The 20,364-nt window shown below is 54.5% G+C and carries 18 protein-coding genes; 6 read left to right on the top strand and 12 right to left on the bottom strand.

The genetic code is table 11. From position 1 onward, the window contains the following. Positions 1–26 precede the first annotated feature (26 nt). From K239x_RS18230 to K239x_RS18215, 4 genes are all read right to left on the bottom strand, one after another. Positions 27–1,604, bottom strand: coding sequence for a DUF1559 family PulG-like putative transporter (locus K239x_RS18230; protein ID WP_145419636.1), 1,578 nt, complete (start codon positions 1,602–1,604; stop codon positions 27–29). Then, the gene (locus K239x_RS18225; protein WP_145419635.1) at positions 1,601–3,148 is read right to left on the bottom strand and encodes a hypothetical protein; all 1,548 of its coding nucleotides are present in this window, start codon (positions 3,146–3,148) and stop codon (positions 1,601–1,603) included. The genes K239x_RS18230 and K239x_RS18225 overlap by 4 nt, the downstream gene beginning before the upstream one ends. A gap of 133 nt (positions 3,149–3,281) precedes the next feature. Continuing rightward, a complete protein-coding gene (locus K239x_RS18220) occupies positions 3,282–3,941 on the bottom strand; it encodes a hypothetical protein (RefSeq protein WP_145419634.1) in 660 nt (219 codons plus the stop codon). Between the two features lie 30 nt (positions 3,942–3,971). Continuing rightward, a complete protein-coding gene (locus K239x_RS18215; RefSeq protein WP_419189127.1) occupies positions 3,972–4,505 on the bottom strand; it encodes an RNA polymerase sigma factor in 534 nt (177 codons plus the stop codon). Between the two features lie 217 nt (positions 4,506–4,722). Between K239x_RS18215 and K239x_RS18210 the strand changes: the two genes are divergently transcribed. After that, entirely contained in the window at positions 4,723–5,067 is a 345-nt protein-coding gene (locus K239x_RS18210) for a DUF952 domain-containing protein (protein ID WP_145419632.1), read from the top strand. A gap of 18 nt (positions 5,068–5,085) precedes the next feature. Here K239x_RS18210 and K239x_RS18205 read toward each other — a convergent pair whose 3' ends face one another. Together K239x_RS18205 and K239x_RS18200 are read right to left on the bottom strand one after the other, a co-directional pair. Then, entirely contained in the window at positions 5,086–5,394 is a 309-nt protein-coding gene (locus K239x_RS18205) for a Dabb family protein (protein ID WP_145419631.1), read from the bottom strand. A gap of 114 nt (positions 5,395–5,508) precedes the next feature. Further along, positions 5,509–5,967 carry an FHA domain-containing protein gene (locus tag K239x_RS18200; protein WP_145419630.1) on the bottom strand — a complete coding sequence of 153 codons (459 nt, stop codon included), beginning with the start codon at positions 5,965–5,967 and terminating at the stop codon, positions 5,509–5,511. A gap of 184 nt (positions 5,968–6,151) precedes the next feature. Here K239x_RS18200 and mnmL point away from each other — a divergent pair, with 184 nt between their 5' ends. Beyond that, positions 6,152–7,174: a tRNA modification radical SAM protein MnmL/YtqA gene (gene mnmL, locus K239x_RS18195; RefSeq protein ID WP_145422438.1), complete on the top strand. Its 1,023-nt coding sequence runs from the start codon at positions 6,152–6,154 to the stop codon at positions 7,172–7,174. A 113-nt stretch (positions 7,175–7,287) separates the two neighbouring features. Here the strand turns inward: mnmL and K239x_RS18190 are convergent, their stop codons facing one another. Then, entirely contained in the window at positions 7,288–7,662 is a 375-nt protein-coding gene (locus K239x_RS18190; protein ID WP_145419629.1) for a DUF2237 family protein, read from the bottom strand. Between the two features lie 123 nt (positions 7,663–7,785). Then, the gene (locus K239x_RS18185) at positions 7,786–9,981 is read right to left on the bottom strand and encodes a sigma 54-interacting transcriptional regulator (protein ID WP_419189126.1); all 2,196 of its coding nucleotides are present in this window, start codon (positions 9,979–9,981) and stop codon (positions 7,786–7,788) included. A 137-nt stretch (positions 9,982–10,118) separates the two neighbouring features. On the opposite strand from K239x_RS18185, the gene K239x_RS18180 reads away from it, so the two are divergent. Continuing rightward, entirely contained in the window at positions 10,119–11,522 is a 1,404-nt protein-coding gene (locus K239x_RS18180; protein WP_419189125.1) for a DUF1598 domain-containing protein, read from the top strand. A gap of 170 nt (positions 11,523–11,692) precedes the next feature. Here K239x_RS18180 and K239x_RS18175 read toward each other — a convergent pair whose 3' ends face one another. Both K239x_RS18175 and K239x_RS18170 read right to left on the bottom strand, forming a co-directional pair. Beyond that, positions 11,693–12,511 (bottom strand): response regulator transcription factor, encoded by an 819-nt coding sequence (locus K239x_RS18175; protein WP_145419627.1) that lies wholly within the window; start codon positions 12,509–12,511, stop codon positions 11,693–11,695. 90 nt (positions 12,512–12,601) lie between these two features. Beyond that, entirely contained in the window at positions 12,602–13,591 is a 990-nt protein-coding gene (locus K239x_RS18170) for a sensor histidine kinase (protein WP_145419626.1), read from the bottom strand. A 481-nt stretch (positions 13,592–14,072) separates the two neighbouring features. Between K239x_RS18170 and K239x_RS18165 the strand changes: the two genes are divergently transcribed. The 3 genes from K239x_RS18165 to K239x_RS18155 all read left to right on the top strand — a co-directional run bounded on the left by K239x_RS18165 (position 14,073) and on the right by K239x_RS18155 (position 17,951). Further along, a complete protein-coding gene (locus K239x_RS18165) occupies positions 14,073–14,390 on the top strand; it encodes a hypothetical protein (protein WP_419189124.1) in 318 nt (105 codons plus the stop codon). A 513-nt stretch (positions 14,391–14,903) separates the two neighbouring features. Then, the gene (locus K239x_RS18160; protein ID WP_145419624.1) at positions 14,904–15,737 is read left to right on the top strand and encodes a hypothetical protein; all 834 of its coding nucleotides are present in this window, start codon (positions 14,904–14,906) and stop codon (positions 15,735–15,737) included. 57 nt (positions 15,738–15,794) lie between these two features. Continuing rightward, positions 15,795–17,951, top strand: a complete 2,157-nt coding sequence (locus tag K239x_RS18155) for a hypothetical protein (RefSeq protein WP_419189123.1) — start codon at positions 15,795–15,797, stop codon at positions 17,949–17,951. Here K239x_RS18155 and K239x_RS18150 read toward each other — a convergent pair. Beyond that, positions 17,935–19,227, bottom strand: coding sequence for a glycosyltransferase family 2 protein (locus tag K239x_RS18150; protein ID WP_145419622.1), 1,293 nt, complete (start codon positions 19,225–19,227; stop codon positions 17,935–17,937). The genes K239x_RS18155 and K239x_RS18150 overlap by 17 nt on opposite strands. After that, the gene (locus tag K239x_RS18145) at positions 19,172–20,299 is read right to left on the bottom strand and encodes a TackOD1 domain-containing metal-binding protein (protein ID WP_145419621.1); all 1,128 of its coding nucleotides are present in this window, start codon (positions 20,297–20,299) and stop codon (positions 19,172–19,174) included. The genes K239x_RS18150 and K239x_RS18145 overlap by 56 nt, the downstream gene beginning before the upstream one ends. Between the last annotated feature and the right edge of the window lie 65 nt (positions 20,300–20,364).

Genomic DNA, 20,364 nt, shown 5'->3' with positions numbered 1-20,364 from the left:
TGCTCTGGCAAGCTTTTGTCGACGAATCAATCCTTGATAACTTCTTTGCCGGCAATCGTTAACATCGCGGCAAGTTTCTTGTTGGTCATGTCGGTTTTTTTGATGACTTGAATGGAGCCATCGAATCGGGCAACGATGACCTCGTCTTGATCGCCAAAAACATCTTTCATGGGATCGTCTGTGGAAATGATCCAAGGCTCCGGTGATGCCCACGGCGTCGCCGCTTCGGGAGGGGCAACGATCACGGCGATCGTGTTGGACAAACCGTCGATGACATCACGAAAACGCTTCGGTTCGCCTTCGCCATGCCAAGCGGAACCGGGAAACACCGGTGCCCGTAGGCGGGTGGAGTGCGGTTGTTTCGGATCCGGTCGAATTCCCGAATACGCCGGGATGACGGTTTCGCTGAACGGTCGGTTTTGATCACTGTCCCAAGCCTGGGTTCGATCCATTTCCTGCCAAATGGCTTGTTGGTTCATGAAGGGCAACACTGCCACTCGCCAACTGAGAAGCGGTTTGCTGGCTTTGTCGGTCCAGCATCGCGCCGGGATGTACTTGTAGGCAGAGTGAAAGTTGTGAAAAGCCAAAAGCACCTGCTTTACATCACTCATTCGCGACATCCGATCGTTCTTGGCGACGACTGGCGATACTACTTGACTCAACAGTTTGGGGAACTGCTCGGACGAAACGTTTAGATTTACCCGACGTTTGTCGACAGATACGGACACCGATTGTTTCAATTCCGGTCGCAATTCAACGGCTTCCTTGATTAGCGTTTCAAGTCGCTTAGCGGCTGACTCATCGCTACCAAGAACTTGAGCGCTCATACGCGGCATCTCCATCAGCGACCAAGAAACTGACGCATGCTCGGCATCCTGCATCACTTGCCGTGGTGAAAACTTCAGTGGCCATGATGCGGGAGCGACGTCCGGCCAAAGGGCGGCCAATTCCGCACGAGTTTCCTCCGGTAGATGGATGCTGAGCGAGTGGTCAAAACTGTCGCGTTTGGAGATCCTACTCATCAAGACAATTCGCTCAACCGGTTTAACAGCTTTGCTCCGATCCAAAGTCAATTGTGGACCTAACAGCAGCGCGTCCTCGCTGACCATTGTACGCAACCAGTTGGCCTGATCTGAGTCTTTGGCGAGGTTTTGAACCACACCATCAACGGCGGCCGGATTCTGGCAAGGAATCACAATCAGTGGGCCACCCTCTTGGAAGCTACTGAGCGATGTAATCACATACAGCCGTTTAGCAGACGCTGATCGAATCTGTTTGATTGCGGCTTGCATCAACGCAGTCGCATCGACGACGTTTGACTTCCCGAGTTGAATTTTGGGAAATAGTTCGAACGCCTTTGTCAAATTCGCAGCGGCGATCCTTTCTAAGTTGATTTCAGCGACGGCGATCGTGGAATGATCGACATAACGCTTGGCTGTCGCTCTCATGATTTCCGTCGTATCGACATCATTTAGCAATGTTGTGTTGGGCCGAACGACGACGGGCTTCTCTTGCGACAGGACCGATGGTGCGAACATCGCCGTCGCTACAAAGGACACGAAGGTCAGTAGCACGAACGTCAGTAGGTGGAGAGCTCGTTTCATTGGTTGCGATCCTTTTTCATCAAATTGATTTGGAAAGTGGTTTGTTTGTCGCTGGGATATCGGGCAGCACGCTTCAGTGTTGCACCCACGTCAGAAGTCCGTAGGTATTCAAAGGGGACCAGAGTCAACGGATCTGTCATTGCGGGAACTGAATCCAAGTCACTTAACTGGTTGGGGAGCACGCCGCTCTGAGCCGCGTGAATCCGAATCGCTTCGACCGTCATCAAGAAAAACTTCTCTTGGCGTGCACGCAGGCCGGCGCGAGAGGCGGCTTTGACAGCCGGCGAAAGGTGAGCGACCAATGACTCCAGCACATTGCCGCTGGCAGACGATCGCTTCATCGAATTTTCCTGTCGATCAATGAATTTGGCAGCCTGTTCGGGAGGCAGCAGTGACCACTTCATCCAATCGTCTTGCAGCTGGTTGAACCGCAAGTGCGTGTAGCGTAGCACGGCCTCCGGCGCTGAAAGTGCTTGCACGCGATCACGCCACTGGTCTGTTTTTTGCAATGCTTCGCGAGCCGTATCAACCATGGTGACTACGTAAAGGCCCGCCATCAATTGCAGTGATCCTTTCTCCGACGTCGTACCTGACGCAGTTAACAAGTCATTGGCCGAAGTTGTCAGCTGTTTCAACCGCATTCGCGCCGCCTCCGGACCGATGGGTTCATCGGGAAGCGGTTCGTTTCCATTCAACCGAGAAACCAGAGTTCCATCAAACTCGATTGCTTCGCGCGTTTCAAACAATCGCTCTTCGGGAATCGAAGCGAGTGCCCAGTAGAAGTTGGGGCAATTTGGTTCCTGCATGGCTTCCTCAATGGACTGCATCGCTAAACCGGCGATGGCGATTCCGACCAAACGGCCAACCAGGAAATCGGTGCTTCGCGAAGCGGCTTCTGCCAATCGAAAACTAAGACGGCAGTCACGCGAAAAATCGTCCCAGCGTCCTTCGGCCGCTGCGAGCCGGAGACGCAAATTCAATATCCGCGCCACGCCACGCATTTCTTGAAACTCAGGCAACAGCGTATTGACGATTGCGGCGGCCGACTGTCGATCAATGTCCAAGTCGTAGGCTGTCAGCATGCAGTTTTCGCCACGTTCTAGTTCAGCCAAAACGTTGCGGCTATACCGATTCAAAAATTCGTGGACTTCGGCTGTTGGCAGTTCTTTCAACGACAGCTCAGGCCAATCCTGTTCGGCTTTGGTGAAATGAGTTTTTACTTGCTCGTTTCGTTTCAACGAAGCCTGGAAAACAACGGAGCGACCAATCATCGGCATCACATTTTTGGCAAGCCGATTATGTGGTGCCGGCCAGAAACGATATCGCATGGCGGGCTGTGGTTCCGCAGAAGCCCAAATCGTCAGTGTCTGCACGCTGGATTCGTCGATCGAATTGCGATCCTGATTCGGTACGTCGGCGTCTCTCTGAGTAATCGCGGGCGACACCATTACCTGGGCGTACGCTGCATCAGGTGCAGAGAAACCCCATGCACATGCCGCCAAGACAGTGAGGCTTTGCAGTCTGTTGAAACAAGTCTTGTTCATCACTAATGGCTTCATACGAGAAATGGAGTTGGAAAGGGCTCATTGCGCGCAGTCGTACTTCGTTGCGAACACGCCACACGATCGCATGACGATCGATACACGCGCGTTGACGTCTGCCGCGGCAAGATGCCGACTACTGCGGCAATAAGGCGTTGAGCGTGTCGCCCACGGCGAGTGTCGGAGGCAAATCGTCTTCAAGGTCGTTGCTGCTGGATACCGAAGCCGCCAGCGAGTGAATGCTGATCGATTGCTGTAGGTCAAATTCGTCCAGCGACGCACCGTGGTAGGCAGCCAGAGTCATCGGTCGTTGCAGTTGCGAATCGAAAATCAAGTGACTGGTGCGATCCTTGCGTGGAGTGACCAAATCACGAGGATCGCGAATCGATGGCACCGAATCGGTTTCGATTTCGGCCGTGTCGTGATCGCCTGCAGTGGCGGAAGGCTTGGATCCCAAGTTCCCGCTGCGGGTTTCCTGGCTTGAAAGCGTGTTTTCACTCGACAATTCAGCCATGACCGGCGCGGATGCTTGTTGGCCAATTTTCATTCCTAGCGGAACCGCGAGCAATGCAGCCAAGGAAGCCGCCAGTGCAATCGACAGCCATTGCGACTTCTTCGCCGTGGAATGAACTGTTTCGCTGTTTGCTATTGCGCCGGCCTGCTGCGCCAACTCTTGCTTCGCCGCCGCGTATCCAGCCCGATAAAAAAGTTCACGCTGGTCGACGTGCATTTCTGCTGGTGGGAGTTGCCGCAACTGGTCAAGATAATCGTCTGACGGAGATTCATTCGGATTCATGATTTGCCTAATTGTTGATGGCCTTGGGGCTCAGTCGTTCGACGCGGGGAAATTCCGGACCGCGGAGACTTGGGTGTCGATTTGCTCGACCGAAACTGGGTTGAACTGTTCTTGTAGTTGACCGATCTGTTTCTGAAAAACACGATGTGCCTTCGCTCGAGACATGCCGACAATTTCACCAATCGACTGAAACGTCATTTCGCCCCAAAGATGCATCACCACGATTTCGCGATCCGGCGACGGGCATCTTTGCAAAGCTGCCGAAACTGTTTGCCCATCGATTTTGGTATCTATCTGTGGAGTGGACTGAAACCAGTTCATCACCGGCAAGCGGAATTCGCGCTGCTGGCGCCGTCCGTTGCTGCGATAGGATTGTCGCAAGTGGTTTCGCACCACAGCGACCAACCAAGCCATTGGTTCGGCCGGCACTATCGCCTGCGTCGCCAATGCCACAAACGCTTCTTGAACAGCGTCCTCGGCGGGTTCCCCCATCGACCGCGCGACCAGCAAGAGTCGATCGGCGTGTTCGTTGAACAGGGATGCCAGAACGGCTGGTTCGATCACAGTTCTTTTTTTACCGTTGTGATAAAGCGGGTGCTGGGCTTGAGGGCAAGTCTTGTACTTCAGTCTCCACAGTATCAAGAATGCCGCCGATGCGGTGGCATCTCACTGGGAGTAGAAAAAACTTGCGGTTTTGGCCAAGATGATGGTTCCGATCATGCCTGACCAAGGCGAATCACGCGGCGATTGACGCGACTATTGCTCTCCCTACGGTTCGACGATGACCAGCACTATCTACAAGATTGTTTCTCGCGAAGAATGGACCGTCGCCGAATCGGTTGGCGAATACCGCGGGTCGGCGCTGGACGTTGCCGATGGGTTTATCCACCTATCGTCTCCACAGCAGACGGTCGATACAGCGGCCAAGTACTTTGCCGACCGAGACGACCTGCTGTTGGTCAGCGTTGATGTTGCGTCGCTGGGCAGCACACTTCGCTGGGAAGCTTCGCGCGGAGGTGATCTCTTTCCGCACGTCTATGGCGTATTGCCGCTAATGGCAGTGGCAGAAGTGTTCGCATTGGAACGGATGCCGAACGGGAAACATCAATTTCCCGATGGCTTTTGAAGATGACTTGCTTGGCAATTAGGCCAAGTTGCTGTCCAAGACTTGGACCGAAGCCCAATTGTCTTTTTGCCGCTCGATAAATTCCAAGTGCCGCGGCGCGGTTTGATAAACATCATGCGTCGCGCGATCTTGAAAAATCACGTGCAGCGACACGTCAAAGTCGCCGTTGACTTCGCGGTTCAGATCTTTGACACGTGATCCGACGGAAAAGTCCACTACGCCGTCGTGCTTGTCCAAGTAGGTTTTGCAGTCAGCAATCAGCGAATCAATGTTCGCTTGGCTACGATCTTTGAGGATGAAAAAAACGTGGTGAGCAAGTCGGGCCATGGAAGTTAGCTTTGGAAAAATAGGCAGCGATGAAGAAAACGTACAAAATGCTGCGTAGCTTTTATCACAAAGTCCTTGTCGTTCAAGCCCGTCGACGCTTCACGAGAGACGCTCCTAGATGTCGTCTTTCTTGCGATTCTTGAAGCGTTTTTTGTCGTCGCGATGACTCAGTCCGGCGCGATCCATTAGCGACGTTTTCATCAGTTCGTCCATGTAATCGTCGTCGGCGGGCGGTGGACCATAAGCCCCCAGAGCCTGTGGATCGTACTGGACGGTGTATTCGTGACGAGCGATCGAGAGTGAACAATCGGGATCCAGACGTTTGCGGATCACGTTTCGCTTATCGACTTTGACACCGTTGCGGCTATTCAAATCGCGGACAAACCAGTAGCCATTTTCCAGCGTCATTCGACAGTGTTGGCTGGACACGTTGTTAAATTTAAGCTGGATATCGCACTCGGAGCGGCGACCGACCGTCAAGCGATCCTTTAGCAAAGGAATCGGGTCGCCACCGCCTACGGGTGTTAATTGGCCGTATTTGCCGGCATACTCTGTTAGTTCTTCGGCACTCACGTGTAATCCCTCGTCGTGGAAAATCAGTCGCATTCGCAGTCATATTCATTGATCGCCAGACCCCCTGCTGGAGATCGTTCTACTATCTTGACCGACAGCGACCGTTTGGCAACCAGATCTTTTGACCAAATTTATATTGTCTGCTCCCAATTCTAACGATCGTCTGGCTTGGCAATCCGAAGAGATGCCGATGAATTCGTTTGGGGCGTCTCTGCGGCGCCGCTTCGGTGGTCGTGTCCAACGTGTCAGCGTGGACGCCGGATTTACGTGCCCCAACGTCGACGGAGCCGTCGCCAAAGGAGGCTGCAATTTTTGCGACAATCGGTCTTTCAGTCCTTCGCGGCGGGTTCGTCTGAAACAAGTTCGCGAACAACTGGCGTCAGGCATCAAGACCGTTCGCCATCGGTATAGCAAGGTGCGCGGGTTTATCGCGTACTTTCAGCCAGCGACCAACACCTATGCTCCTGTCGATCAACTGCAAGAGTTGTTCGAGATTGCTCTGAACTGTGATCCCGAAATCGTTGGCTTGGCGATCGGTACTCGCCCCGACTGCGTGCCCGAGTCGGTACTGGAGATGATTCAGTCGCTGGCCCTGAATCATGACGTATCGGTTGAATTTGGGATGCAGACGATTCACGACGCTGGATTGGACTGGATGAATCGCGCTCACAATCACGACCACATGGTCAACGCGATCGATCGCAGTCGTGGTCGCGGGTTTGAATGTTGTGCGCATGTCATCTTGGGCATTCCCGGAGAAACGCACGCGATGATGATGCAAACTGCCAGCGAAATCGGGCGGTTAGGATTTGACGCGATCAAACTTCACAATTTGTATGCCGTTCACGGTACGCCGTTGGGCGAACAAGTGCTGGCGGGCGAAGTGCAGATGATGGAACGTGACGTCTATGTTCAGACCGTGGTGGATTTTTTAGAACGAATTCCACCCGAGACCATCGTGGAGCGAATCAGCGGGGACGCGCCACCGGATTTTTTGATTGAACCGAAATGGTGTCTGGAAAAATCCAAACTGCGGCTGGCGATCGAAGGCGAATTTCGTCGCCGCGGTAGTCGACAAGGCAGTCACTATGTCGCGCCCGATGTATCGCCAAGTACTCGTCCGCGTCCGGCGGACAATACACCGGAGAGCATTCGCCAAAGTATCGACGGACGCGGACGTTTGCCAGTGTTGAAGATGGAATCGTAGCGTCAGCCAGAATCGCATTTGACAATGCGGCCGACGGTTGGCACCAAGGCAAAGCTTGGCACTTAGCAAAAGCGAGTCGTAGTCGTACCGGTTTCTCTGTCTCTCGCGTTGCTCTACAGAACCGCGTGTTCCTGCAATTGCTCCAACGAAGCGAACTCCAACGCAGAGATATGCGTTGCCTCCAAGACGACGGCGGGGGCTCGTCCGGCGTCGTATGCTTCTTTCCAACGGGCCGCGCAAACGCACCACTGGTCGCCCGGCTGCAATCCGGGGAAACGGTACATCGGATTGGGAGTCGACAAATCATTGCCGCTCTTTTTGCTGAACTCCAAAAACTCTGCCGTCACGCGTGAACAAATGACGTGCAAACCCGCGTCGGAACCGCCCGTGTTGCAACATCCGTCGCGATAAAAACCAGTCATCGGATCGGTGCTGCAGTTTTGCAGTTCGCCGCCCAAAACGTTTTTTCCAGGTACAGCTTCGGTCATGATCGGATCGGGGTGGTGAGAGAAAGTAAAGCGATCGGTTTGATGCACAGCAAACGATCTCGTTCATGCTGAGCCATGATCGGCCCGCTGGCAAGTGACCCACAAAAGCTGATCCACTGCCAATCACGCGTCGTCCTTGGCGAACCTTTTAAGCTTTCGGTCCAAAGTGCTGCGTTCGATTCCTAAGATGCTTGAAGCGCGGCTTTTGTTCCCGCCGGTGTGCCGGAGCACGGTTTCAATATGGTTGCGTTCGATTTCGGCCAGCGTGACTTCGACGTCACCTGCCGACGTGTTGGCGGACGGATCGATTTGTCCACCTCGTTTTGCTGGCGACAGCGACAGGTCGACGTCATCGATCACTTGCTTTGTATTGAGAACGACAGCGCGTTCGATCACATTTTTTAGTTCGCGAACGTTTCCTGGCCACGAATAAGTCAGCAGACGCTTTTGAGCCGCTTCGGTAAATCCTTCGATTTTTCGCCCGATGTCGCGATTGAACCCCTGCAAAAAATGGCCCGCCAAATGCAGCACATCCTTGCCACGTTTGCGCAGCGGCGGCACAACGATCTCGACCACGTGCAATCGGTAGAACAAATCTTGCCGGAATTCTCCCTCGGTCACCATCGCTTGAAGATCACGGTTCGTCGCAGCGATGACTCGCACATCCACCTTGATCGGATTTTGGCCGCCAACTCTCTCGAACGCATGACCCTCTAAAACACGCAAGAATTTGGCTTGAATCTCTTCGCTCATCTCGCCAATTTCGTCCAACATCAATGTGCCACCGTCCGCCATTTCAAATTTACCTTGTTTGCGATCCGTCGCCCCGGTGAAGGCGCCTTTTTCGTGTCCAAACAATTCGCTCTCCAAGAGCGACGATGACAATGCCGCACAATTCATGCACACCAGCGGACCGTCGCGTCGGCTGCTGGAATGATGAATCGCCGCGGCCACCAGTTCTTTGCCCACCCCAGATTCGCCACGGACCAGAACCGTGGTGTTGGTGGGAGCGACCAGGGAAACTTGCTCGATAACTTTTTCGACGGATTCGCTGTTGCCGATGATTTGAACTTTGTCGCCAAGCTGTTCTTGGAGTTGGCGGATTTTTTGCCGACTACGCCGCAGCGAGTGGCTCAGTTTTTTGCGCGTCGAAAGACTGGACAGACATTCGGCCAAAATCTCGGAGGTCGCGACGACAAATTCCAAGTCATCGCTGGCCATCGGTTGTTCGCCGCCCGCCGTGGTCAAATGCAGCAATCCCCGCAACACGCCGTCGCGGTCTCTCACCGGCGAAAGGATCACACTTTCGACATCGATTTCGCCGTGACTGTTTTCCGTTGCCAATTCACGATCGCCTAAAACGTTTCTCGCCAAGACAGCTTGGCCGTCTTTTGCCGCGACTGTTTTGACCAATCCATCGGGCGGGCGGCGGTAGCTCCGTTGGCCCGACTGACGCGCGGCGACCAGACTGAGTTGATCCACACTGGCGATGCCGTCGCCGGACGTCGACTTTTTGGCAGGGGTGACATAGGCCCCGACGGTGTTGAGCTGAACGACGTCGGCCAACAAGTCCATGGCGATGTCGACCGCGGCACTGGCTTGGTCGCATCGAGCCAGCGTGAATGCTAGTTGCAACAATTGCCTAGCCGAAGCATCCGCTGCTTCGCGCTGGGATTGTTCGCGCTGGGTTTGATTGCGACCGGGGCCCGACGATGCCGACGAAATTCCGCCGCGCAGGTAATGGCTATGCCGCCGGCGATCGGTAATCGCGTCGGGGTCCATCTCCATCGTGATTTGGTCGTCAGTCACTTGGCTGGCCGCCCCAGCGTTGGCTGATCCGTTTGCCGACGATCCTTCGATTCTGCGAGTGAACTGGATCGTGTACCCGGCCACATCGATTAGATCGGTATCCCGCAAACCGGTCGCTTCGGCGATCCGCTGTCCATTGAGAAACGTGCCATTGCGGCTGCCCAGGTCTTCAAGGTTCCAAGCTTCGTCGGACCAAAAAATGCGTGCGTGCCGACGACTGGCTTGGTCACTGCGGATCACGATCTGGTTTGCCGAAGTCCTGCCAATCACGGCTTCGGCAGGGGGGCTGAGCCGAAAAACGTCGCTCCAGCGGCCGGCACTCTGCAGCACGAGGTAGGCCCGCTGGTCTGCGGCAGATCCGGCCTCATTATGGGAGCCAGCCTGCGAATCGGAATAATCAGAACTCAATGCAACGCTGCCGATACGGACTTGGGTGACAAAACAGGTAAATTCCCGGCTCCAAACCGTTGTCGCCGCCAAGACTTGTGTTGCTACTAGATTTGGACCCAAGTATTCTATCGTAAGGTCACTCGTGGCACGCCGCCATGCGTTTGAGCGGGCCTTTCCCGTTCAACGACACTTTCCATTCGACCACCCCCTCGTCGCCGGCGGACAGATCCGCAGCCGATCCACTGGAGATCTCATCGATGCAACCCAGCCATCTTTCCACACGCCGCGCGGGCTTTCATCGCAATCTTGCCCGAATTGTTGTTGGCGCAAGCGTCTGCGTCATGTGTTTGGCTGCGACCGTGCATGGTGGCGGTTTCAACAATAACAATGGTCGGGCAGTGGGCGGTGTGATGATCGATGCTTCGGGCATCGTCCGAACCGCGACGGTTGATGAAAAAATGGACCTCGCCAATGTCATGCGTGGCGTCGTCGATCAACCTCAAGGCGAGATGGCCGAAGTCGCCGAACTGCGAATGATTTCGCTGCGAAAACTTCAGGCCGCCATCAGCGAGAGTCGCAAAGACGGCGCGCCGCTTCCCGAATCGATCTCTTTCTTGGCCGGACTCCAGCGAATCCAGTACGTCTTTGTCGACAAAGAAAACAAAGACATCATCGTCGCTGGCCCAGCCGAACCTTGGAAACTGATGGACGATGGATCGGTTGTCGGAACCCAGTCAGGCGGCGCCGTGCTTCGCTTGGAAGATTTGGTCGTCGCTCTGCAGTCCGTCGAAGCGGCTCGCACCGAAGGCATCACGTGCTCAATCGAACCCACCGCAGAAGGCCGCCAGCGTTTGGCAAAGTTGATGCGAAGCATCAAGCTTCGTCCCGGCCAGAGCCCTGCAGTGTACGAAGAGTCGATGAAGCAAGCGTTTGGTCTGCAGACGATTAGCTTGACGGGCGTTCCCCAAGACAGTCGCTACGCTCGAACGTTGATCGCAGCGGATTACGAAATGAAACGCCTGGCGATGGCACTGGCACAGTCGCCTGTGACCGAGTTGCCCAGCTACCTACAAATGGCCAAAAACGGTCGCCAAAACGCTTCGCAGAACCCACGCTGGTGGATGGCCTGTAACTACGACGCGATGTCTCGCAGCGAAGACAAACTGTCATGGAAGCTGACCGGTCAAGGTGTCAAAACGCTGACCGAACAAGATGTGATTGATAATGACGGCAAGGCCAAACGAGGCGGCCGCGCCGATAAGATTGCTCAGAGCTGGGCCGACAAAATGACCGAAAACTACGAACAGCTTTCACGCAAAGTGTCCGTGTTTGGCGACTTGCGAAACGCGATGGATCTTTCGGTGGTCGCCACTCTGATCGTTCAAGAAGAACTGGACAAGCGAGCCGGTTTGGATCTGTCTGTGTTGAGCCAGCCAAACGACGACATTGAATTGGTCAGCTACACGCTGCCAAAAGCCGTCTCGCCAGAATGCAGCTTTGTCCGCGGTCGCAGTGGCTGGGTCGTGACGGCATCGGGTGGCGTGGACGTCAACGCATTTGACATCGTCCAAAACCAAAAGACCGACGACACGGCGATGACGAAACTTCGTTCGACTGCCCTGGCTTCGACCGATTCCGCTGCATGGTGGTGGAACAAGTAATCGCTGACGCGGCGTCCTACGACGACTTTTAAACTCGCTCTCGATCGACGGGAGCGAGTTTTTTCGTTGGAGCCCGGTGCTTGCCGGCGTGCTGTTTGCAGAAAGCTATTTGCAAAAAGCTATTTGCACAGAAAGCAAATCTTGTTCGCACCAAGCACTCGCAGTGCAGCTCAGTCGTCGGCTTCGCTATCGGCTACGTCGGCGTCTTCAGCTGCTTCGCTGTCGTTGTTTTCGTCCTCGGAATCTGCCGTGTTTTCGACCGGCGTCTGAGGATGCAGGATAAAGCGATAGCCCGCATCACGTATCGTCAACAAGTGGATCGGTGATCGAGGATCTGGTTCGATGTATTTCCGCAGCTTAGCGATAAACTGATCGACCGCGCGTGTTTGTAGGTTGCCGGAGACTTCCCATACTTTGTCCAAAAGCTCACTGCGATTGATCACGCGATCGGGATTTTCGACAAAGTACTTGAGCAGTTTGAGCTCTTTGGTGCTCATGCGGACGTGATTGATGCCAACAATGACTTCGTGAGTTTCAAAGTTGACTTTAACGTCGCCAAATTCGGTCTCCGAAACTTCCAGCGTTTCACGGCGCGGGAGGACCGGTTGCTCGTTTCGCGACGACGTTTGGAGCAAATTTTTAACGCGACTAATCAGTTCGTCCAGTTCAAACGGTTTGCTCATGTATTGGTTGGCGCCCGCGTCGAACCCACGCGTGCGGTCTTCTGCCAACGTCCTAGCCGAAAGCATCAGCACGGGGATGGTCATTCCTGCGTCACGTATCGTTTCGCAAACCGTGTAACCGCTCATTCCCGGTAGCATCAGATCCAACACGATCAAATCGTAAGCATCGGGGGTCGCGTCGACCAGTTTCAGAACCGTGGGGCCATCTTCGACCAACGTTACTCGGAAACTTTCGGCTTCCAGGTTGTATTTGATCCCCACGCCCAAGTGCTGTTCGTCTTCGACCACCAGGATATGAGGACGCATGGCGTGGTTCGTGGGAGCAGAGAAACGTTGAATCGAATGACTAAGGACGAGGCTTTATCGTAAGCCGATGCCTACGTTGATCCAAGTGGATCAATAGGTCGCATCTGGTGGCGGTTCGTACGTCGGCGTTGCTCCGTTGTCAGGTTCTTCGCTAACGATCCCCTTAAGGGTCACTTCGAACTCGGTGCCGGTCACGTCGGTCCCCTCGGTTTCGCTGCGATCGCGGACGCGAACACTTCCTCCAATCGCCTTGCTAACTGTGCGAACCAGGTACAGCCCCAGTCCGGTACCCGGCGTACTGCGCTCCAGTTCGTTGCCCAATCGCACGAACCGGCCAAACACTTTTCGCCGCTGATTCGCTGGAATGCCTGGGCCGTTATCAATCACGCTGACTACGACCTGTTCGTTATTGTCAGGGACCACGCGAATGATGACTTTGGGCGGCGTGCCACCGTATTTCACAGCATTGTCGATCAGGTTGCGGAACAGGATTTCCAGTTGGATCAATTGCGTGACCACGGTGACCGGTGGCGAATCGACGCTGACCGTGTCGCGAGGAAGCTTGTAGCGCACGCTGGCTGCGTCACCGCACTGCCGCAACAACTGGTCCAGCTGAATCGATTGCACGTCCGCGACATCCAACCCGCGATCAATGCGGGCGACGTCTAGCAGGTGGTTGATAAGTGAATCAAGTCGCTCCACGTCCTCGAGCATGATGCGGTGAAAATCTTGCTGCTGTTCGATGTCGACCGCTCGGTGCGTCATCGTCTGCAAATACAGTTTCAACGAAGCGATTGGGCTCTTCAGTTCATGAGTCACCGAGTCGATGAAATTGGACTGCCGTTGGTTCAACCGAAACGCTTTGACGGTCAGCGTCAGGTAGGCGATCACGCCTGCCAAGATACTCGCCAGCAACACCGAACCGATTGCCAGAAAGACCCAAAACACAGTCCGCGATGTTTCGGTCTGAGTCGCGACCAGCAGGTTGGCCAAAATCCAGATAGCGGCGAACACCACCACCAAGACGATGAGGACCACCCCCAGCGCGACAGGGGCTTTTAGTGAACGTCTTTCCAGCATGCGTGCTTAGTCAAAGTAGTTGAGGTGGCTGACAACGAAACGCATGACCGCGGCGTTTACCCGATTTTGCGGTGGGCGCCCGCCAAAAGGTGCGGGATTGCGCAGCTTTTGTTCGCCGCACCACCATGCAAAAGAACATCTTAGCGGGACTTTGCTGAATCGCCGTGATGGGCGAACCGAATTTGGAGTTCTTTTATCAATCAAGAGCCGAAAGAGAATCTGGGCGGAAAGGGGTCGCAAGCCTCCCTTATGGTGGTGACTTGGATCGCGATAGCGGCAATAATAGAATTCAGGCGGGTGGAAAATGCCAAGGTAATTCCAAGCTTCAATAGACAAATAGGAGATCAATCTGGTGGGCGCCGAAACCCGAGTAAGACGTTTCTCTGAAGCCACAGTCAAACAGGTTACGCTGGACTGTGAACGTGCAATGGAACGAGCAAGGTTCTGTCCTCGACGTAGCCGGGTTCTTCAGATCCGATGCGTGGATGATCGTCAAGAGACCGAGACAAGTTTCGGCAATCAGCTCTGGTATTTCGAAGGCAGAGGGATCGACGCAACCGATTCAGCGCATACGCTGTTTGGAGTGGTCGAGTATTCGTTGCAATATGGATTGAGCGAGTTGGTCGAAGACGGCGTGTACGATTCTGAAACGCAGCGTGAAAAATTTCGCAGCCTCTACGAACGCGAGATTGTCAGCCCGACCTGGGAAAACCCGGCGCATCGCTGGTTGGCCGCCGGAGTCATTGCTGTGACCACGGTCTTCACGATTTTCTTGTTGCTAACGAAATTGACCAAGTAAGGTCGCCGGCAACGAGCACCAATCGGTTCGATATTTTGTAAACGCCCGCTGACTGCGGGCCATCACCAGCAGTGTTGTCTGTCGGATGTCTGCGACGAGTGTCGTCGACTGATAGGCAACGAACCGCGTCGGTCCAGTCAGTGCCTTTCTCAGATCTGAGCGGCGCTCATCTCAACAGAGATGCATTTTAATTTTCAGCGTTTGGGATGCAAGCCAAACCAGGCGGGCCAAAGTCATTGCACCGACGCGCGGTTCTTTGGATCATTCCGATTCGTTCAGGCGACGGTTGTTCAAGTCCTTGTTGTCAGATTGCCGACGACCGGCACATCTTTGCTAACTCGCGTTGATTCTGCTGACGACACAGAATCGCTGTTCGCTTCCACCTCGCCGCATCGAGTGTGATTCGGATCTCTGCCAGCGTTTTTGCGCAGCCAAATTTGGGTGAAGTGATACCTTCCAATCGAGGGGAGAATGTTTTCCCTCAAATTTTCGTTTTCGATTGGAGAAACAATCATGTCAGCGTTTCGGCTCTACACCGGAGTTGTGGGTTTTGTATTTGCCGCGATGAGCTTGTCCCCGAATTGCTTGCTTGCAGGCGATCCTTGGTCGCTCGGAGAAATTGAAGCACCGCTCGATGCTGGTACCGTTGGGATCCGAGAAGTGGTGGTTGTTAAAACGACCAGCCAGTTCAAGCCGATGGTTGCCGTGCGATCGCTAGCCGAAGGCAGTCTTTGGTGGGTGTTGGACGAGGGCGTTTTTCGCGGACCGAATCGCTATGAAGTCGGCGTCAGATTCGGCAACGAACAGACGCCGACGGGCACCTGCTTTCAAGTGACCGTACTGGATGCCAAAGACGCCGCGTCCGCTAAGAAAGTACGGGCTGGCGATTCGTGGGAAAACCTGCCACCTGGAATCTCCTATTCACATGTCATCACCGTTTTCACTGGCAACAATCCGAAAGCGACGCCGCCGATTATGGATTCTGTTCCCGCCACCTTTCCGGCAACGTTGGTGTCACCCAAGCCGGGATCAACGGCGAAGAGAGCGCAGAGTGTTTCTTGGGCGTTGGATGTTCCGGCCAATGATCGCCCGAGTTTGTTAGTGCGTGTTGCCGAAGAAAATTCGCCCTGGTGGGTGCAGTCATCGCTTCGCCGTTCGACGGACAAAAAGCGATTCAGTGGCATCGCACGCATCGGCAATCTACATACGGCTCCCGGCACGCAGTTCTTGTTAATGCTGGTGCGACCGAAATCGAGTGCCGCCGGCGCAGCCCTGCAAACCGGCAGCGTCTTGACGGACACCAGCGACTACCACTGCAGTCCCGAATTTACTCTCACGGCGAAATAGAGTTTTTGTCGCCGACCGGTGGCAATGAATTCGCCTCTTTCCGAAAACGTTTTGATTATGAAATTCACTCGCTGTTCTGTCGTTTTTGCTTTCGTGATCGCGTCTTGCAACGTCACGTACGCAGCCGAAGCTTCGCCCAGGTTGTTGGCGGATAGTTTTGATGGGACTCAGAACCAGTTACGCGGTTATCGAAATACGTTTGAATTGGAACCCTCAAAGGCTTCGTGCAAACGAACCCCCAACGCATCGGTTGGGCGAAACGGTCTGGGAATGCAGATTACGGCCGAGCGTGAAGACTTTGGGTACTGCGGACTTTGGATTCACTTTTTTGACCATACCGCGGCAGAGCCAAAGTACCTGGACGTTTCACAGGCGCGGTATCTGTCGTTTTGGGTCCGAGGCACTGCTGGCGGCGAACAGTTTACAGTGCGTCTGGCCGATGACGACTGGATCGCCGAAGACGATTCTGTTGCAATCGGAGGCATCGACGAATTCTTGATGGGCGGTGTCACCCAGGATTGGCAGCAGGTTTTTGTTCCGCTCAGCGAAGCGCATTCACTGAATTTGCAACGGCTGGGTGGTCTGATTTTAAACTTCGACACACCGTCAAAAGCAATCGTCTGCATCGACGAAATCGAATTTTGCGTGACTCGTGCAACGCAGACCAATGGAAACCAACCTGATAGGCGTCGGCTTGTAGCGGTCCAGAAAGCACCAGCACTCCAGGAGACGCCAGCATCACTGAGTGCCGGCGTAAACACTCTACGCGACGATTCTGGCATTCATGCAAAAACAGTCGCGAATGTTGACTGGTACTTGCAAAACAATGCCGGACCGAGTGAGCTTTCGCCCGGTCGTGCGCTGTGGCTCTGGCAAACAAAACAGCTGCTGGACAGTCAATTGGAAACCAAACGGTTCATTGATTTCTGCCAAGAACAGCGAATCAAAACGGTTTGGGCGCAGCTTCCCTACACGATCGATTCACCCCCCGCGATGCAATCGACAGAGGACGGCAGCCTTGCGGGCGCAACGCATTGCCGAATCGAACGAGAGCAGGATTTGCGGCAGTTGATTCGGTTGGTACATGGCGCGGGAATTAGGATCCATGCGTTGGACGGCGATCCGCAGTTTGCCCAAGCCAGGTTTCATCATCTACCGTTGTCGATCGTCGACGCGGTACTGCAGTTCAATGATGGCCATCCGACGGCCGAACAGTTCGATGGGATTCATTTCGACAACGAGCCATACTTGTTGACGCTCTGGCATGATCCCTCGGGGAGAGAACAGATACTTCGAGAGTTTTTGGAACTCAACCGAGAGTGTCAGCGACGGGTTAGCGGTACTTGGCCGCGAGTTCAGTTTGGCGTCGACATTCCGTTCTGGCTTCAGGATCAGGATTCATACGGCAAGACGATTGGGGCGGTGACGTTTGAAGGCGAACGAAAGTCCGCCAGCTATCATCTGCTGGACATCGTCGACAATGTCGGCGTGATGAACTACCGCGATGCCGCACTCGGGGCTGACGGAATGATCGCTCACGCGGCAAAACTACTGCAGTATGCAGACGAATCGGGCGGTGTCGAATTGTATCTGGGGGTCGAGACACACTCTGCCGAACCCACTCGCGTCTGGTTCGCCGTTGGGCAGTCGCGGCAAGAATTTCAAGCAGCGGTTCGCGGTCCCGCATCACACTACGCGGCTCTCAGTCACATTGCCGGCAACCGACTGCGTGTCGTTAGCGACGACGATCACATTCATGTTGGCATCGACGTCGATCGATTCGCTTTGGCTTCAAACGAAAACCCAGCCATCGAAGCGATCTGTCGCGTGGCATCAGCGTTCGGTGCCAATCCACGCAAAGCTGCCGCGACGCAGAGTTCTTTGATCGGGCTGCTTCGCCGTGATCCGCAGTGGTCCAACATCAAACCGGTTGTGATCAACGATTCGGTGATGGCCTTTCCTCATTTGATCGTCCAGGCTGACGCAACCATGCCTGACAAATTGACTTTTGCGGACGAAAGCTGGCCGTATTTTTTGTCACAGACTCAGCTGGCCGAATATCAATTCAAAAAGCACCTTTCGTTTGCAGGTTTGGCAATCCATGACTACCGGTCGTGCAAATTGATGCGTGACCGAGCAGCTGAATTGCCGGGGCAAAAGATGACCCGCCCGACTTCCCGCCGGGGCTGGCAAACACTTACCAGTGCCAAGTGACCTGTCGGACATGCTGCGGGACAAAACTGTCGCGGTAACTGGGGCGATCGACTAGTTCTTCGGTGACAGCCCAAAGGGTGATTAGCCGCAGATACAAATAGTAGAACGGCATGAATGGCATGATCCAAGCGAGTTTCAAAACGGTCCGGCGGTCCATCGAATAGAGCAGGACAACCAGCAACTGCAAGATTTCAAAACAGACGTAGACGGCGTAGAAAAGGCCAAACTGAAACAACGTATGTTCGTGGAAATGCCAAGTGACCCAGATGATGTAGGCTGCAAAGCTGTACTGGAGCACGACGCTATAGGCCCAGCGATCCATCAGCATCAGCAAATTGTTGAAGCGAAAGTTTTTCTGTAGCGGGTTCGCCAAATCGAGGTGCTTTCGCATCTCTAGGGTGACCACGGCCCATTCCCAGCGTCGGCGTTGCCGTGTTAAAGCAGACCATTTGGTGACCGCGTTTGTTAAGCACTGGGCATAGGGCGCAAAGACGACGTTGTGACCCGCTTTGCGGATTCGAAGCACCAAATCCGCGTCTTCGCCCGGTCCGACGTCCCAGGCTCCCATCTGGGCAATGACTTCGCGCCGAAATGCGGCAAACGCTCCTGATGCAATGCCCAGCGTTCCCAACCGACACGTGAACATTCGGCCAATGAAAATGCATCGCATGTATTCCAGCGATTGGAAACGCGATACCAAATTGGTAAACGAATTGCGGATCTGGATCGAACCAGAAACCGCCGCCACGCTTGCATCGGCAAAGGGTTGAACCACTTCCCAAATCGCATTTTCAGCGAGGTGAGAATCACTGTCGACACAAATCACGATGTCCGCTGAAGTGAATGGCAACGCAGCATTAAGAGCAGACGATTTGCCGCCACGGGTGGGCATCGTGATCACGCTGAGATCATTGCGTGTCACCGCGACATCATTGGCGACTTGCGTCATTTCGTCCGTCGACCCATCGTCGACGACGATTGTCTGCAGTCCGGGATAAGTGCCCAGCAAGGATTCCAAGGTGCGCGGTAGGGAATCGGCTTCGTTCAGGCCAGCGATGATCACGCAGACGCTTGGCGCATGGCTAAACGTGGGCGATCGATCGCGCCGTGTCACCCAGTCCCAGCACTGATTGATTCCGTCGGATAGAGCGATCAGCAGCGAACCGAGCAAGTAGCGCGGTCCATCAACCAGCAAGATGGGACTGAGGATCAGCAGCAGCTCATTGAGATGCAGCGACGAGATCCAATAGGTCCATTCTTTCAAAATGGTATCCATGGACTTCCATCTCCGTTGCTTCTGAGGGGGCGAACCGATGCATGCACCGATGACACATGCAACCTAATACGGGTTGGCACCCAGATTCAGCACAATCCAGACACTCCAATGGTCCCGATGTGTACTGAAAGTCGGCGCCGACGATCAAATGTTTGGCTCGGCATTTTGGGCAGCTCAATCCGCCTTCGGGCGTCTCAAACGAATGCGTTTCGCCGATGTGGGCACAGGCAAAGTGATGGATCAATTGTCGGGTTTCAAAACGTGCACTTCCGCAACCGGGACACGCGTTTCGCCAAGTAGGAATCGAATTGCAACCGGGGCAGGTCAAAATGCGATCGACCAGATAACGCCGGATGACACCGATCGATTCCCATTGTTTGAGCACTTCGCGTGGAGCGCCATAGCCGAACGAAAAATTCTGAGCTTCGATTCGCGGCGATAGTTTTTGAGCCGAAAGGAAATCATCGGCTGGTTCATTGACTATCGTTCCTTCGATACGCAACTGCCCGTCCATGCGGTACTGATCGGCGATCCGCAGGGTTGCAAACGTGGGGAAGCGTCCGTTCAAGTTGGCCGCGATGACAACCATCCGCGTTGGCAGTTGTTCGTCACGCTGCATCGTGATGGAAATCGTTCCGTTCACACGATCGACTGTGCAACCTGGTGTTTCGCAGATTTCTCCGGGAGTCTGGTCGATCCGTACAGGAATCACCGACATCGCACATCGAACACTCTGAGTCGAAATCGTTGTATTGATTCGTCGCCCCGTCGGTGCCGGACCATCCAGCGGATGTGCCGATTCATCTTGTCGAATCACTTGGGCCGACATGGTCGGGGCCGAGACGCTGCTGGCCAAGTCTGAGTTGCCGCTGGCCAAGTCTGAGTTGCCGCTGGCCAAGGCTTGGGTCATTGGCAAAGGCGAAGCGTCAAAAGCGGTCGTCGGCAGAACCGAATCGCGTTGAGCATGGTTGGCCAGGGCCGTTGCGCGGCTGGCGTTATTGGGGAGTGCGGAAGCGCGACTACCGCGGCCTCGTTTGGTCGCGACTCGCTTGAAATTGGGCGAAGTTGGCATGATGATTCCTCGAAAACGTGACAGGAAAACGTGTCGGTGTGTGGGAAGTCGAGATCGGTAAGCAG

This window comes from Stieleria marina, assembly GCA_007741555.1.
Lineage (GTDB): Bacteria > Planctomycetota > Planctomycetia > Pirellulales > Pirellulaceae > K23-9.
The sequence above is the reverse complement of the archived record's forward strand: the minus strand, read 5'-3'. Positions and strand labels throughout refer to the sequence as shown.

Excerpts from the sequence above, each read along its gene's own strand:
- K239x_RS18205 (WP_145419631.1), bottom strand. The coding sequence starts at position 5,394 with ATGGCCCGACTTGCTCACCACGTTTTTTTCATCCTCAAAGATCGTAGC.
- K239x_RS18160 (WP_145419624.1), top strand. The coding sequence starts at position 14,904 with ATGTCAGCGTTTCGGCTCTACACCGGAGTTGTGGGTTTTGTATTTGCC.
- K239x_RS18230 (WP_145419636.1), bottom strand. The coding sequence starts at position 1,604 with ATGAAACGAGCTCTCCACCTACTGACGTTCGTGCTACTGACCTTCGTG.
- K239x_RS18175 (WP_145419627.1), bottom strand. The coding sequence starts at position 12,511 with ATGCGTCCTCATATCCTGGTGGTCGAAGACGAACAGCACTTGGGCGTG.
- K239x_RS18180 (WP_419189125.1), top strand. The coding sequence starts at position 10,119 with ATGCAACCCAGCCATCTTTCCACACGCCGCGCGGGCTTTCATCGCAAT.
- mnmL (WP_145422438.1), top strand. The coding sequence starts at position 6,152 with ATGCCGATGAATTCGTTTGGGGCGTCTCTGCGGCGCCGCTTCGGTGGT.
- K239x_RS18170 (WP_145419626.1), bottom strand. The coding sequence starts at position 13,591 with ATGCTGGAAAGACGTTCACTAAAAGCCCCTGTCGCGCTGGGGGTGGTC.
- K239x_RS18220 (WP_145419634.1), bottom strand. The coding sequence starts at position 3,941 with ATGAATCCGAATGAATCTCCGTCAGACGATTATCTTGACCAGTTGCGG.
- K239x_RS18210 (WP_145419632.1), top strand. The coding sequence starts at position 4,723 with ATGACCAGCACTATCTACAAGATTGTTTCTCGCGAAGAATGGACCGTC.
- K239x_RS18155 (WP_419189123.1), top strand. The coding sequence starts at position 15,795 with ATGAAATTCACTCGCTGTTCTGTCGTTTTTGCTTTCGTGATCGCGTCT.
- K239x_RS18145 (WP_145419621.1), bottom strand. The coding sequence starts at position 20,299 with ATGCCAACTTCGCCCAATTTCAAGCGAGTCGCGACCAAACGAGGCCGC.
- K239x_RS18225 (WP_145419635.1), bottom strand. The coding sequence starts at position 3,148 with ATGAACAAGACTTGTTTCAACAGACTGCAAAGCCTCACTGTCTTGGCG.
- K239x_RS18190 (WP_145419629.1), bottom strand. The coding sequence starts at position 7,662 with ATGACCGAAGCTGTACCTGGAAAAAACGTTTTGGGCGGCGAACTGCAA.
- K239x_RS18150 (WP_145419622.1), bottom strand. The coding sequence starts at position 19,227 with ATGGATACCATTTTGAAAGAATGGACCTATTGGATCTCGTCGCTGCAT.